This is a genomic window from Candidatus Nomurabacteria bacterium (genome assembly GCA_023898465.1).
Lineage (GTDB): Bacteria > Patescibacteriota > Patescibacteriia > HK-STAS-PATE-3 > HK-STAS-PATE-3 > HK-STAS-PATE-3.
The window spans coordinates 619237-634094 of the sequence record CP060223.1 but is presented as its reverse complement, the minus strand read 5'-3'; the positions used below and the strand labels follow the sequence as shown (position 1 = coordinate 634094).

Below are 14858 nucleotides of genomic sequence, written 5' to 3'. Positions count from 1 at the left end.
TACAGTGAATAAAAAACCCTTTGTCATGATCGGTGCGATCCTGGGTACGACGATTGGCGGCGCCATTCCCGGACTTTGGGGAGTAAGTTGGCTTTCGTTTACCGCGACTGTGTTTAGTGGGATAGGTGGTATACTCGGTATTTGGGCTGGCTACAAAATCGCCAGTCGTTATTTTTAGGTTGAATATTCATGGCTGAAAGAAAAACCACAAAAGCACAAGAGTATATAGAAGTACCTTATCGAAATCGTGTAAAGGGCGCTTTAGCATTTTTTATTCCACAACTTTTAGTAGCTGTTTTAATTTTTATTTGGAGCGTAACAGTGTACCTCTTACAAGACAGAGAGGATATACTTGTGCCAATTCAATTGACACTTAGCGTGCTTATACTTTTAATGGTGCCTGCCACCATAGTTGGTGTCATAGTTTGTGTTGTATATTTTCGTCGGAAAGAGAAAGTGGTTTTGTCGGGGTATGACGCTCGTTCAGGGGATGAGTTAGCTCAAGTGCCAGAAGAAGTAAAAGGATGGAATTGGGCAGCCGCATTTCTTACTCCGGCATGGAGCATCGCATATCGAGTTTGGTTTGGTTTTTTTGCATACATCCCATTGATTAATTATGTATGGTGGATAGTTATGGGTATCAAAGGAAATGAAATGGCATGGAAGGCAAATCGATGGGCAAGTGTGGAAGATTTTAAAAAGTCCCAGCAGAAGTGGGCTAAGTGGGGCCTCATTACCTTTTTAGCTAATATCGCATCACTACTCACTTATCTCACTCTCATTGGACTACAAGGGAGAGCCTAGGCCGGGACTGAATGCAGCTTTTGAGTGACGGGCTCTGCTTCTTCGATCAGTGGTGCCACGAACTGACTGTTGTAGAGAGAGGCGTAGAAGCCTTGCTGCTTGAGCAGTTCCTCGTGCTTGCCTTGCTCAACAATATTACCATCACGCATGACTAAGATGAGGTCAGCATTCTTAATAGTGGACAGACGATGGGCGATAATGAAGCTTGTCTTTGCATGCATCAGTCGATCCATAGCCTTTTGAATAAGGATCTCGGTGCGAGTATCAACCGAGCTGGTCGCCTCATCTAATATCAACATTGGTGATTTAATGAGCATTGCTCGTGCAATGGTGAGTAATTGTTTTTCACCTTGCGAGATATTATTCGCCTCTTCATCAAGTACCATGTCATAGCCATGGGGGAGTGAGTGGATGAAGTGATCAACATGCGCGGCCTTCGCAGCTTCGATGAGCTCTTCTTCACTTGCCTGTGGCTTGCCGTAGAGGAGGTTTTCTCTAATCGTGCCATGGAAGAGCCAAGTGTCTTGTAATACCATACCAAAGAGCTCTCGGACTTCAGCGCGCGACATTGTGCGTGTGTCGATTCCATCAATTTTAATAGTCCCACTGTCTACATTATAGAAGCGCATAAGCAAGTTCACGATGGTGGTTTTACCTGCACCGGTCGGACCTACGATGGCTACCCGTTGACCAGCTTTGATATGCGCAGTGAAATTCTTAATAATCGTTTGCCCTGGAGTGTAGCCAAAAACTACATCTTCAAACTCGACCGATCCGGTGACCTGCGATACTTTTTTCTCCAGATGAGCTTCAGGGCTCTGCTCTTCTTCAGCCAGGAATTCAAATACCCGCTCAGCTGAAGCAGCTGTGGACTGCAGCACATTTGCCGCATTTGCGGTTTGGATAATTGGTTGATTGAATTGGTTGACGTATTGGATAAAGGCCTGGATATCGCCAATGTTCACCCGACCATGCAGAGCTAAATAGCCGCCAACGACGGTCACGCCAACATAGCCCAAGTTGCCGACAAAGTTGGTAAGCGGGAAGAGGAGCCCAGAAAGGAATTGCGACTTCCAGGCACTCCCATAGAGCTCGTCATTATTTTTAGTGAATTTGGCCACCGAACGCTTCTGACCATTAAACACTTTCATAACGGTGTGGCCGCTAAACATTTCCTCGATATGTCCATTCAAATGTCCAAGCGTATCTTGCTGCTGCTTAAAGAAACGCTGCGAGCGCACAACAATGACGCGAAGCAATCCAAAACTCATTGGCAGGGTGACTAAAGACACGAGAGTCATTTCCCAACTGATCGAGAACATCATGATAAGTATGCCAATCAGCGCTGTGACGGCGGTAATAATTTGCGCTAATGATTGATTGAGAGTTTGACTCACGGTATCGACATCATTCGTTACTCGACTAAGTACTTCACCATGAGTTGTTTTATCAAAATAGCGTAAAGGCATCCGGCCAATCTTTGTGGAAATATCGCGACGAAACTGATAAGTAACTTTCTGCGATACGTCGGTAATAATCCATCCTTGTATGTAGCTAAAAAGCGCGCTTAAGAGGTAGAGGATCATGAGTTCAAGCGCAATGTTGCGCAGTATGTCATAGTGAAAACTTGGGGCCTGTGATAAGTCCAGTTTTTCTAATGCGCTTTTCGCAAAATCAGGCATGCTTTCAATAGTTTCGGGAGGGAGTTGGGCGAGCACATCAGCCCCGGTAGTACCTTCTGGGAAAGTAGTACCGGCCGGGAGTTTTGCCACCAGCTGCTTATATACAGTGACATCTACAAAATCATCCACTACTTGATTGGTCATACGCCCGAGTATTTTTGGGCTAGCGATTAAGAAAACCGTGCTCGCCATGGCCAAGACTAGTACCAGAATAATCTTTTTCCAATACGGCTTAAGATAGGTGGCGAGTTGACGCATAGTCCGCTTGAAGTTTTTTGGCTTCGCTGCGGCCTGCATCATTGCCATAGGGTTGCCACCACCCATTGGTCGCATCATAGGACGACCAGATTGGGTGCTAGCTCCGCTGTTTTGGGTTTTACGTTCTTGGTCGCTCATGCGTTTGCTGCACTTAGTGTCTTTATTCCTGAGCCCTGTAGTTCTTCCTCTGAGAGTTGAGATAGTGCGATCTCACGATAGACTTGGCAAGTTTCCATGAGCTCAGCGTGCTTGCCTTGTCCAACAATCCGACCTTCGTTTAACACGACAATCTTGTCAGCATTCATAATAGTGCTAATGCGTTGGGCAACAATCAAGACCGTTTTGTTTCTTGTCTCATTGCGTAGCGCATTTCGTAATTTTGCGTCTGTGGCGAAATCAAGTGCTGAAAAACTATCATCGAAGATATAGATGAGTGGCTTATGCAGAATTGCTCGGGCGATGGAGAGGCGTTGTTTTTGTCCACCGGAAACATTTGTACCGCCCTGAGAAATAGGCGCGCCATAAGCACCTTCAAGTTTCTCAATGAATTCATCAGCTTGGGCAATGTGGGCAACTCGGCGAATTTCCTCTTCACTGGCATCTGGAGCCCCATAGGTGAGATTACTACGCACCGTGCCGGAGAATAAGACGCCCTTCTGTGGAACAAAACCGATCCGACTGTAGAGATCCTCTTGGCGTAGTTGTCGAATATCTAGACCATCGATACGAATAGCCCCGGAGCTCACATCATAAAAGCGGGGGATAAGGTTGATCAAAGTAGACTTGCCGCTCCCAGTACTTCCGATAAAGGCCGTGGTTTGATTTGATTCAGCGGTGAAGGAAATATCGTGCAGCACAGGAGTGTCAGCTTGGCCGTAGGAAAAGGTAACGTGGTCAAATTCCACTTTTCCGTTTTGCAGTTTTTCAACTTGCTCAGGTTTTTCCGGGTCAAGAATAGTGGCCTTGGTTCGTAATACTTCGCCAATGCGCTTAGCCGAGACAGAAGCCCGAGGGACCATAATAAAGACCATAGTGATCAACAGGAAAGCAAAGACGGCCTGCATGGCATACTGCATAAAGGCAATCATTTGACCGATTTGGAGGTCTCCTGCATCAACTAACTTTGCGCCATACCAAACAATTGCCAATGTAGTAACATTCATGATGAATATCATAATTGGCTGCAGGAGGATCATGAGTCGATTCACAAAGAGGTTAAGCTGCGTAAGCTCAACATTCGCTTTATCAAATTTTGTTTCCTCAGCTTCTTCGCGGTGAAAGGCCCGGATAACCCGAAGTCCAGTGAGTAACTCGCGAGTAACAAGGTTTAACTTATCAACTAACTTTTGCAGGGCAGTAAACTTCGGAATCGCAATAGCCAGAATAACTGAAATAATCACTAATAATACACCGACTGCTAGACCCATGAGCCAGGTCATTGACGGAGCGTTTGTGTAGGCTTTAATAATCGCCCAGATACCCATAATTGGCGCCATTAGGGCCATACGTAGGAGGATGACTAGCACCGTTTGCAACTGTTGGACATCGTTTGTTGAGCGGGTAATGAGTGAAGCGGTTGAGAAGGTATTAAATTCGCTTAAAGAAAAGCTTTCGATCTTACTAAAAAGCGCTTCTCGCACGTCACGGGAAAACCCACTGGCAATACGAGAGGCGAGTAGGGTAACAAAGAAGCTGGCCGCTGCTCCACCAAGTGATATTGCGAGCATCTCCAACCCTGTTCGCCAGACCAGGCCAATATCCTTACCCACAATGCCATTATTAATAATATTGGCCATATAATCGGGCAAAGCCAGGTTGGCAGCCACGCTGGCATACACAAAGCCAACCAATAAAACTATGGTCCATGTATAAGGACGGACGAAGCGGAGGAGTGTGCGCATATTAAGCGTCTCGGAGGATTTTACGCAGGCCGTCGAGTCGCTTGCTCATAATATTGGTAAATTTCTCGAGCTGTTCAAACTTTGTCAGCGTGATCATATTTTTACCCATGCCAAAGACTAGCAGTTTGTCGCCTGGCTTTAAATTCAGCGCCTTTCTCGTCTCGGCCGGTATTACCACCTGACCTTTTTCACCTAGCGTGGTCGTTCCAAAGAAGTGGTGAGCATCATGATGTGTATTTTTCATGGTCTTCATATTATGTCATACATGTAGGAAATGTAAGTCATTAGGAGCTTATGTTATCCTTATGAAAAAGTCAATTTTGCTTTTTTTATTAGCAAAAGCTACAATTCATCTATGCAAACAAAAATTCATACAAAAAAGCTTTCAGTGCTCGTGCTTTTTTATAGTTTTACCGGTAAGACAGCAGAGTTGGCTAAAATTATTGCGCAGGGAGCACGAGAGATAGGTGATGTTGAAGTGAAGGTAATGAGAGTTCCCGAGCTTTTGCCCGCTTCTTTTTTTCGAAAAAACCCAAAGTTAAAAAAAGTGCATAATAGCTTGACTAAAGAGTTCCCTGAAGCAAGTTTAGACGATTTTATTAACGCTGATGGAGTCGCGCTGGGAACCCCGGTGCATTTTGGTTCTTTTGCTTCTCAGTTGAAGCAATTCCTTGATGGTTTATCACCTATATGGTTAGAGGGGAAGTTGGTGAATAAGCCAGCTGCAGTATTCTGTTCAGGTGGTAGTATTCACTCTGGTGAAGAAGCAACATTACTTTCATTGATTATTCCTTTATTAAATCTAGGCATGATTCCAGTAGGTATCCCTTATCCAGTACAAGGGGAGGGTGTTGATTTTGATGCCGGCAGTCCATATGGGGGTATTTTTGTAAGTGGGCATCGAGGAGAGAAGAAGTTGAGTCAGGGCGATAAGAAGGTAGCCCGGCTCCTTGGTCGACGTTTAGCCAGTATGACAAATTTTCTTAATTGCAGCTGCGAGGGCTGCTTGCGTTACGATTTCCGTAAAAAGGAGCGATAATTAGCTCATAAGAGGGGTTTTATGGGTATACGAATACGACTTGCGCTCATATTTCTAGTACTCGCTGCTATTCCTATGCTTGTGCTGGGGTTTTTAGTATTTTTTCAGGCTAGGACAAATTTAGAAGCCAGAATCTTAGAACAAGAAAAAGGGGTAGTGGAGTCAGAGGCTGTACATGTGGAAGATGAACTAGAAACGTATTACCGCCTTGTGCTTTCTTTGCGTGATTATCCAAGCCTCACAAAATTACCAGGCAGTGAAAACGAGGCTCGTACTCAGGCGATTACCGAGACTCAACAAATATTTCAATCTTTTCTAAAGGCCGACCCAAGAATTTTTCGTATAAAGTATCTCGATCTGGATGGCAAAGAGATGGTGCGTGTAGACGGAGATAACGGGGTTGTTCAAATAGTAGAAGGATCTCAACTTGAGGATGAATCAGCGTGGGAGTACTTTCAGGAAGCGCAAAGTTCTAATACTGATGTTTTCATTTCCCCATATGATTTAAATATCGCGTATGGAAAAATACAAGAGCCCTATGTGCCAGTGCTGAGAGTTGTAGCCAAGGTTCGAAACGACGAGACTAAAGTCATTGAGGGCTATGTTGTGCTCAACTTGCATGCAAATGATGTTATTCAGGAAGGTCTCCGAAGTGTAAGCACCGAAACTCAGTACGAGGTCCTCATTGATAGTGAGGGAAATATACTTATACATCCGGATTCTTATTTGCTTTACGGCTTTGTCCTGCCTAACCGAGCAAATTATTTTGTACTTCATCCAGAAATGAAGGATCGTGTAGCCGCGTTTGATGAGGCGATTGAGCGAGATAGCGATGATCAAGAGTTCCGTACTTGGAAGAAGGTTTTTTATGACCCAGCTCATCCTGAACGTTATTGGGCGCTCATCTCTGTGTACACGGAGAGTAGTTTGTTCGCACCAGTCACCGTGCTTAGTAATGAGGCGATTCGGATTGGTGTGTTAAGTCTTATTGCCATTACCGCGATCACTTTTCTGCTCGCGAGCCTTATCACCTCACCGTTGCGCACCCTCACTGAGGCATCTAATGCCATAGCGCAAAATAATTTTTCAAAACCTCTACCGCTTAATCGTTTTAGTGCAAGCAACGAGATTTCTCTCTTAGCAAAATCGTTTGAGAAAATGCGTGGCGTAGTAGAAAAGAATCGCAGTACTTTAGAAAAAAGAGTAGCAGATCGTACCGCTGAACTTAGTCGAAATCTCACCCTTGTAGAGCGTCAAAAAAAAGGTTTAGCTGAATCAAAAGCTAAACTAACCCAGTCTCTGAAGGATGTGAAGCAAGAAAAAGATCGATCCTTACTCTTAGCTCAGGACTTAAAGAAATTTGGCTTAGCGGTAGATCAGGCTTCCGATCAAATAGTAATTACAAATCCGGATGGGATTATTGTATATGCTAATGACGCAACAACAAAAATAACTGGTTTTTCAGCCAATGAGATAATAGGTAAGAAGGCGGGTGGGCGAGAGCTTTGGGGCGGCCTCATGCCAAAAGCATTTTATAGCAAGTTTTGGACTACAATTTTTCAAAAGAAGCTTACTTTTAAAGGTGAGGTAAAAAATAAGCGCAAGAACGGTGAGATATATGAAGCATCGGTGACAGTTAGTCCGGTATTAGATGACGATAACAATGTGTTATTCTTTGTAGGTATTGAAAGAGATATTACAAAGGAAAAAGAAATCGATCGAGCAAAAACTGAGTTTGTTTCTCTAGCTTCTCATCAATTACGTACGCCTATTTCAGCGATTAATTGGTATGCTGAAATGCTGCTAGATGGTGACGTGGGTAAGCTGAAAAAAAATCAGCTTGAATATGTGAAGGAAATATACCACGGTAATCAACGCATGGTGGATTTGGTAAATGCATTATTAAATGTCTCTCGCATAGAGCTAGGAACTTTAGCTGTAGATCCTCAACCAACGGATATTACCGAGCTGTGTCGAGTGAGCGCGTCGCTACTTCAACCAATGATCAATGAAAAAGAAATTAAGTTAGTGATGCAAACTAAAAAGGGGATCCCATTAATCCATCTTGATCCAAAATTGATTCAGATAGTGTTTGATAATCTCCTTAGCAATGCAGTAAAGTATACCCCCGAAAAAGGTAAAATTTGGGTTAAAATGTATCTTGAACAAAAAAATGCCATCGTGGAAATTAAAGATAACGGTTATGGCATACCTCAGAAACAGCAAGATAAGATCTTCACAAAACTTTTCCGAGCTGATAATGTAAAAGTAAGGGAGACAGACGGTACTGGTCTAGGTCTCTATATTGCAAAAGCGGTCGTAGAAATGGCCGGAGGGAAAATCAGCTTTGTTTCAGAAGAGGGAAAGGGTACGACATTTTTAGTAAGTCTGCCTATTAAAGGTATGCGAGCACAGCAGGGAAATAAGGGTTTAATAAGTTCATAATATTACGCTATGGTACAAAAAATTGATAAGGTTATACTTGTAGTTGAGGATGAGCGCCCTCTCGCCAGCGCAATCCAAAAAAAACTTGAAAGTCGAGATTTTTCTGTAGTATGCGCCCGAACATCTGAACAGGCCTTGCATTACATTGAAGAGATTGATCGTATTGATGTGATTTGGCTAGATCATTATTTATTAGGAAGTGATAATGGCCTTCATTTCCTGGCAAAGATAAAGGCTGAAGATTCCCGCTGGAAAAATATCCCAGTTTTTGTCGTTTCAAATACTGCAAGTGCTGATGCGCAAAAAGCCTATCTTCAACTTGGTATTCAAAATTATTTCACTAAAACCGACCATCGACTCGATGCAATTGTCGATGCAATCGAGCGCTCGTTAGACCTTAAGGAGTAACTATGCAGAGTACAAAAACAATACTGGTTATCGAGGATGATCCGTCAATTCGTCAGGCGCTTTGTCAAAAGTTGTCAAAAGAAAAGTACACTTGCTTGGAGGCTCCTGATGGTATGGCGGGTTTAAATGTTGCCTTTAGTAAACATCCCGATCTCATCCTGCTCGATATTGTCATGCCTAAGATGGACGGGATGACAATGTTGGAAAAACTCCGTGAGGATGATTGGGGTAAAAATGTCAAAGTCATGATATTGACCAATTTAGATTATGCCGGGGAAAAAGATAAGGCAATCGCCGGCGGGGTGAGTCAGTTTATAGTGAAATCAGAATGGACTTTAGAAGATATAATTAAAAAAATTAAGGAAGGGTTAAAATAATTATGCCAGTAAAAAAAATTCTCGTTGTTGAAGATGATTCAGCATTACTTCGGGCACTCGGTGATAAGTTAGAGCATGAAAAGTTTACAGTGCTTCGAGCTAGTGATGGTATACAGGGACTATCAGTAGCAATGCAGGAACATCCTGACCTCATTCTGCTCGATATTGTCATGCCTAAGATGGATGGGATTACCATGTTGTCACAATTACGGGATGATGAGTGGGGGAGCGACGTGCCGGTTATGATGTTGACCAACTTAAATGATGCTGACAAAGTGCAGAAAGCGCTTGAGAATAAGGTTTTTGATTTTCTCGTAAAGGCAGACTGGAAGCTAGAAGATTTAGTTGAAAAAGTGAAAACGAAACTCGGCGTCTAGTACTTGAATCTTTCGGTCTGTTTTGTTAGGCTATGCTTGTTACGGTGAAGCGTGGAAGCATATGAGTGATTCAGTTATTCGCATCGAAGGTTTTGCAAAATCATTTGGATCAAAAGAGGTTGTTCGTGACCTCTCTTTTGAGGTTGGCGCAGGAGAGACCTTTGCTTTTCTCGGTGCAAACGGATCAGGTAAGACAACGACTATTCGTTGCCTCTTAGGTTTACTTACGCCGAGTAAGGGTGTCATGAGGATTTTTGACCAAGACTATGGTCCAGCCCTGGCACCGAAAGTTGGTTATCTCCCAGAGGAGCGGGGGTTGTATTCAGATGCGAGTGTATATGAGACGCTCAAGTATTTTGGCGAGCTGCGAGGGATGAGCTCAATGGAAGCTAAGAAGCAGAGCGAAGAATATTTAGAGCGTGTGGGTCTGATTGATAAGAAGAACGAGCGCATTAAGCGTCTCTCTTCTGGACAGCAGCAAAAGGTACAGCTAGGCATTGCCATACTTAATCAGCCAAAGTTGCTCATACTTGATGAGCCGACCCGCGGCTTAGACCCTGTGAACCGATCACTACTTATGGATTTGTTGGATGGATTAAAAGCGCAGGGGAGTACCATAGTCTTCATTACTCACCTCATGGATGAGGTAGAACGGATTGCCGATCGATTAGTTATGTTAAAGAATGGCAAGCGCGTCCTCTACGGAGGTGTCCGAGAAGTGAAGGAAAGCTTTGGTGAGCGAATGGTGGATGTACGCTATAAGGGTGATTTTCCAAGGAATGCAGAATTGTATGAAGTGGAGCTTGGTAATGATGCTGCGCGGTTAACCTTACGCCCTGAAGTAAATCCAGAGAGTGTGCTGCGCTATTTAATTGAGCAAAATGTTGCAGTTTCTCATTTTTCCTTAGCTCTACCTTCATTGCAGGAAATTTTTGTTCGTATCCAACAAGACAATGCAATCTAAGCTTTGGATTATTGCGTTTCGGGAGTGGTGGAAAATTGTTCGCAAAAAATCTTTTTGGGCAGTCATATTCCTTATTCCGGCGCTCTATGTAGTGCTCTTACTCGTATCAACTCTCTCGGCCAGTTCAGCAGAAAAGAAAATCCAAGAGCAAGTAAAAAATGCTAAAGAGATACTCGTTGTTGATGAGTCAGGGATTATTCTTCCAGAGTACTATCAGGGTGCCATTGTTTCGACGATGGATGCAAGCGCTGCCCGGAGCGCAGTTCAAGACAAGCAGGCGGATGCAGCGATTATTGTGCCTGCAAATGTGACTGAGACGAAACAAGTTGAGTTGGTGGTTGAGGATACCAGCTTTGCAACTCGCGGGCGTTTTGATGACTTAGCAAAAAACTTATTAAAGCAAAGCATACTTTCTAAAGTAGGTGATAACCAGGAAATAGAGTTATTTAACAGTGATATAGCGGTAACGCATACACTCTACAAAGACGGCGATGTTGTGCAAGGAGGAATTGAGAGCTTGGTTCTGCCGATCGTGGCTGTCGTAATATACTTCCTGCTCGTGATGATGTCCTCAAGTTATATGTTGATGAGTATTTCTGAGGAAAAGGAAAATCGCATGATTGAGATTGTTCGCTCAATCGTGCCAATGCGGACATTGTTATGGGGGAAGTTGCTTGGACTCACCGCAGTGGCGCTTACACAACTCCTCACTCTGAGCGCTATTATTCTCGCTATTGGCATGGTGTCTAGTGCAACCCTGATCGACATTAATTGGTCAATGGTTCACATTTCCTTTGGACAAATACTTATTGCTCTGTACTTTGTTTTTTCCGGCTTCTTCTTCATTGCGAGTATTATGGTTGGCGTGGGTGCGGCAATGCCAAACTATCGAGATGCGCAACAGTTTTCCTCGATCTTTATTATGCTTTCAATTCTGCCGATTTATCTCGCGAGTATTTTAGCGACTGATCCTGGTGGATCTATTGCTCGCTTCTTTAGCTTTTTTCCATTCACCGCACCGCTCGTTCTCTTATTCCGTTCATCAGTGGATGCAATAGGAATAGGGGAATTACTCCTAGGCGTTGCTGCAGTGTTCCTCTACATTGTGATTGGTCTGTATCTTGCTTTTGCGATGTTTCGCATTGGCTCAATGGAGTATACCGAGAAGCTATCCTGGAAACTCCTTCTTCATCAAAGAAAGCGCTAAATCGCTTCAGTCTCCTTTAGCGTGGCATCTGCACTATCTACCTAATTGGGTTTCCCAAAGTATTTTTCGGCAGGTATTGAAATTTCCTAGATGACAGATTGCTAGTTGACTAGCTAGGAATTCCATTGGGTTGCGAAAGTCTATTTGTTCACCAGTTCCAATGGTTATATGAGGATCAAAGTGATCAAAACTTACCTGCTCACGGAAGTTTTTGGTATAGGCTAGAGTGCTCGGTCGAGCTTCCTCATCCGCATCAAGTAGAAATGCCTTTGCATCAGTCGCTACTTCATACGTTTGAAGTTTATTCATGAGATCACGGTGGAGTCGGAAGAGCTCTGGCTGTGGGTCCAATGTAAGGAAAAAAGCACGTTCATTTTCTAACGCTATTCCCTTGATGCCATTTATTCGTAAAGGCAGTGCTTGGAATTGATGACTGATGGTCCTAATACTGTCTACTATGTCGGGCAGCTTCTCAGAGTTTGCATAGAGCTGCATAAGCGTCATATGAGGAAGGTGTGTGGCGTCTAAACATAAACCCGCTGGATTTTGCTGCAACAATTCCTCATTGTAAGACTTTGCCTCTTTGGCGATTTCCTCCGGTGGAAAAAGTACGATATCGAGGGCAATAGTATTGTGGTGCATATGTGGTGACTATAGCATAGTGGGGTTGTGCCTCCTACTTGCTTGGCGAGTCGCTTCTCGCTACAATGCCATCGTTATGTCGAGAATGCACCTACGGTTTCGCCTGCGTCCAACTCAACCTCTCGGGGCTATTTATGCGTTGAGCTTTTTAACAGCTCTGGGCATTGCAACTATTGAGCCTTTTTTGGCACTCTACTTAAAAACCCTTGTTCCGCTTCAGTTTGTTGGGTTAATCATTTCAGCCTCTTTCACTGTCAGTATTGTAGCCAACTTATTAGGTGGTCGAATTATTCGAAAGCTGCATGAGCAGCGAGCATTGATTTTTTTCCTAGGACTTACCACGATCGCCTTGTTCCTCATGGGATATATCGGTCATATCGTGGTTTTGGTGGTTATTTTTTCTCTGTATACCTTTGCGGTAACACTTGTCTGGTTTAATGTGCATTTATATGTGAAACATAATTCAGACGCTCAGCATCTCTCAGGCAATGAGGGTAAGCTAGGTGTATTTGTGAACCTTGGTGTTGTGTTGGCACCTTTTATTGGCGGCGCGGTAGCTACGCGATTTGACCTTCCGGCGGTTTTTGTTGCCGCAGCGTTAATAACACTTATCGCCTTTATTCTGTTTTTTGAACTTCGACCATATGACCATGAGGTGGTTGTGACAGAGAATGAAAATTTCTGGACATCTCTGAAAATGTTTTTTCGAGAAAGAGAGCTTGCCCGGATTTATTTTGCATTATTTGGTTTGTATTTTCTGTACGCTACTTGGTATTTCCTACCAGTACTCCTCACCAGTCATGGATTATCAGTGGCTAATCTTGGTCTACTCTATTCCTTGTCAGCTATTCCATGGGTGGTGCTTGAGTATCCAATCGGCCGATGGGCTGATAAAAAAGGGGAGCGAGCATTTCTTATTACCGGTTTCAGTATATTAAGTGTGGTAGGCTTTCTTTATGGCTTTGGCCCGAGCCTTCCCTGGATTATTGCAGGATTATTTATCGGGGTAATCGGAACAAGCTTCATCGAGCAGATTACCTTTGCGGCTTTTTTTCGCCGAGCTGGAGAGCGTGATGTAGAGCGATTAAGTGTTTTTCGTTCTGCAATGGGCTTAGGGCAAGTGACTGCGCCATTGTTGGCCGCTGTTTTACTTAGCGTAGCACCGCTTCCATTCCTTTTTACTTTTTCCGGATTACTCAGTCTTCTTTTCTTAGCAAACGTACTTAGTCTGCGGCGAGCATGAATTCCTTCCCAGTTAAAATCGTTAGCACGCGACAGGAGACGCCGACGGTAAAAACCATTGGCATGTCACTTATCGAAGAACAGCCTTATACTTTTGTTCCAGGCGCCTTTACCATGGTAAGCGTTCCTGAGAGTGGAATCCCGGCTCGACCTTTTTCTTTTTCATCCGCTCCAAGTGATAGTAATTTAGAAATTACTGTTGAGAAGACCGGGAAGATAACCACTGCATTACACAATGCCAAAGTGGGGGACACCTTGCATTTAAGTGCACCAATGGGAAAATTTCGCTTACCTGAAAAAATTGACCGACCCCTTTTCTTTTTAGTCGGCGGTACAGGTATTGCTCCGGTTCGGTCGATGCTTCGTTCTCTAGCTGCCCAGGATGTTGGGCCTATTACACTTTGTTATAGCGCCCGAGAGGAGGAGGATGTTATTTTTCAAGATGAGCTCCTCACCTGGAAGCAAGACCAGTCAAATATAAGAGTTGCAGTTACATTAACCAGAGCGAGTCAGTCTGCTCGGAATTGGGAACTGGGAAGATTTACAAAAGAGCGTCTATTAGCACTTGTGCCGGATTTAACGGAGAGTGAATGTTTCTTATGTGGATCTCCGGAATTTGTCCAAAGCTTTATTCGCTTACTTGTTGAAATAGGGCTTAATAGAGAGGTGATTAAGACCGAGCAATGGTTACAACCTAGCCTTGAGTAGACCCATGAATGACCATTCTGCTATAATAAAGCAGTATTAATTAATGGGGTATCGTAGGGGGAATATGGCAAATCAAACAGGTCAGCAGTCTCAAAACACGACTCATCACTCCATGAGTCCTCTTGTGATAACGCTTATTTTGATTGTGGCAGTAGCTGCGGCTGGGGCTTTGTATTATTTTGTTTTGCGACCAGCGCAAGACGCTGCGAATGAAAACGGTAATGTAGCAAACACTTCAAATACCAATACAGCAGCCAATCAAAACCTTAACATCGATAGCGCAAATACTAATACGACTGTTGATGATACCTCAACGCCAAGCACGGTCGACACCTCAAGTTCATTACCAGATAACGCCTATCGTAATCCTGAATTTGGTTATTCAGTATTGTATGGCCCGCAGGCTACAGATTTGACTGCAGTGGCCTCAAGCACAGTCTCGGGAAATTTGTATAGCGAGTGGTCGCTCCGTTCAGGGGATAGGCGAGTCTTTGCGGTGCAGGTATTTCCGACCAGTGCAATAGAAGCAGAATTTTCCGACCGCGCTTACATTCAGCTTGATGACACCGAGAGCCTAGGCGTCCAAGTGCAGTTAAATGCACATATGCTAAGTATTGATGGCGAACAACGCGGTTATGTCGTGAGTCGAGGAGCCTACACTTTTGTGCTGCTGACTGATTTTGCGCCTGACACAAGCGAGTATCAGATTTTTGAGGATACTGCCCAGAGTTTCTCCTTCTAGCCCAGAGCTTGAGTTTTGGGTCATTTTGACCATTTGAGCTAGGGTTGCTAGGATGTGCTGGT

At 43.9% G+C, this 14858-nt stretch carries 16 protein-coding genes; 12 read left to right on the top strand and 4 right to left on the bottom strand.

Going from position 1 to position 14858, the window contains the following annotated elements; all coding sequences use genetic code 11:
• Window positions 1-4 precede the first annotated feature (4 nt).
• Together H6760_03145 and H6760_03140 are read left to right on the top strand one after the other, a co-directional pair.
• A complete protein-coding gene (locus H6760_03145) occupies window positions 5-178 on the top strand; it encodes a hypothetical protein (GenBank protein USN53150.1) in 174 nt (57 codons plus the stop codon).
• A gap of 11 nt (window positions 179-189) precedes the next feature.
• Window positions 190-804: a hypothetical protein gene (locus tag H6760_03140; protein ID USN53149.1), complete on the top strand. Its 615-nt coding sequence runs from the start codon at window positions 190-192 to the stop codon at window positions 802-804.
• Here H6760_03140 and H6760_03135 read toward each other — a convergent pair.
• The 3 genes from H6760_03135 to H6760_03125 form a co-directional block, all read right to left on the bottom strand.
• A complete protein-coding gene (locus H6760_03135; GenBank protein USN54059.1) occupies window positions 801-2744 on the bottom strand; it encodes an ABC transporter ATP-binding protein in 1944 nt (647 codons plus the stop codon). The two genes, H6760_03140 and H6760_03135, sit on opposite strands and share 4 nt — an antisense overlap.
• Window positions 2745-2878: 134 nt before the next feature.
• Window positions 2879-4645 (bottom strand): ABC transporter ATP-binding protein, encoded by a 1767-nt coding sequence (locus H6760_03130; protein USN53148.1) that lies wholly within the window; start codon window positions 4643-4645, stop codon window positions 2879-2881.
• Window position 4646: 1 nt separating this feature from the next.
• A complete protein-coding gene (locus tag H6760_03125; GenBank protein ID USN53147.1) occupies window positions 4647-4889 on the bottom strand; it encodes an AbrB/MazE/SpoVT family DNA-binding domain-containing protein in 243 nt (80 codons plus the stop codon).
• A 111-nt stretch (window positions 4890-5000) separates the two neighbouring features.
• Here H6760_03125 and wrbA point away from each other — a divergent pair, with 111 nt between their 5' ends.
• The 7 genes from wrbA (at window position 5001) to H6760_03090 (ending at window position 11462) form a co-directional block, all read left to right on the top strand.
• Window positions 5001-5684, top strand: coding sequence for an NAD(P)H:quinone oxidoreductase (gene wrbA / locus H6760_03120; GenBank protein ID USN53146.1), 684 nt, complete (start codon window positions 5001-5003; stop codon window positions 5682-5684).
• 21 nt (window positions 5685-5705) lie between these two features.
• Complete coding sequence (locus tag H6760_03115; protein USN53145.1) at window positions 5706-8129, top strand: PAS domain S-box protein; 2424 nt, start codon at window positions 5706-5708, stop codon at window positions 8127-8129.
• Window positions 8130-8138: 9 nt separating this feature from the next.
• Window positions 8139-8537 (top strand): response regulator, encoded by a 399-nt coding sequence (locus tag H6760_03110; GenBank protein ID USN53144.1) that lies wholly within the window; start codon window positions 8139-8141, stop codon window positions 8535-8537.
• Between the two features lie 2 nt (window positions 8538-8539).
• Window positions 8540-8914: a response regulator gene (locus H6760_03105; GenBank protein USN53143.1), complete on the top strand. Its 375-nt coding sequence runs from the start codon at window positions 8540-8542 to the stop codon at window positions 8912-8914.
• Window positions 8915-8916: 2 nt separating this feature from the next.
• On the top strand, window positions 8917-9291 hold the full coding sequence (locus H6760_03100; protein USN53142.1) for a response regulator: 375 nt from the start codon (window positions 8917-8919) through the stop codon (window positions 9289-9291).
• A gap of 61 nt (window positions 9292-9352) precedes the next feature.
• A complete protein-coding gene (locus H6760_03095; protein USN53141.1) occupies window positions 9353-10255 on the top strand; it encodes an ABC transporter ATP-binding protein in 903 nt (300 codons plus the stop codon).
• Window positions 10245-11462, top strand: coding sequence for an ABC transporter permease (locus H6760_03090; GenBank protein ID USN53140.1), 1218 nt, complete (start codon window positions 10245-10247; stop codon window positions 11460-11462). The genes H6760_03095 and H6760_03090 overlap by 11 nt, the downstream gene beginning before the upstream one ends.
• Window positions 11463-11495: 33 nt before the next feature.
• On the opposite strand, the gene H6760_03085 is transcribed toward H6760_03090, so the two are convergent.
• Window positions 11496-12104 carry a 2'-5' RNA ligase family protein gene (locus H6760_03085; protein USN53139.1) on the bottom strand — a complete coding sequence of 203 codons (609 nt, stop codon included), beginning with the start codon at window positions 12102-12104 and terminating at the stop codon, window positions 11496-11498.
• Between the two features lie 76 nt (window positions 12105-12180).
• Between H6760_03085 and H6760_03080 the strand changes: the two genes are divergently transcribed.
• The 3 genes from H6760_03080 (at window position 12181) to H6760_03070 (ending at window position 14796) form a co-directional block, all read left to right on the top strand.
• Complete coding sequence (locus H6760_03080) at window positions 12181-13347, top strand: MFS transporter (GenBank protein ID USN53138.1); 1167 nt, start codon at window positions 12181-12183, stop codon at window positions 13345-13347.
• Complete coding sequence (locus tag H6760_03075; protein USN53137.1) at window positions 13344-14054, top strand: hypothetical protein; 711 nt, start codon at window positions 13344-13346, stop codon at window positions 14052-14054. Before H6760_03080 ends, H6760_03075 begins: the two co-directional genes overlap by 4 nt.
• A gap of 64 nt (window positions 14055-14118) precedes the next feature.
• Window positions 14119-14796 carry a hypothetical protein gene (locus H6760_03070; protein USN53136.1) on the top strand — a complete coding sequence of 226 codons (678 nt, stop codon included), beginning with the start codon at window positions 14119-14121 and terminating at the stop codon, window positions 14794-14796.
• Window positions 14797-14858: the final 62 nt, after the last annotated feature.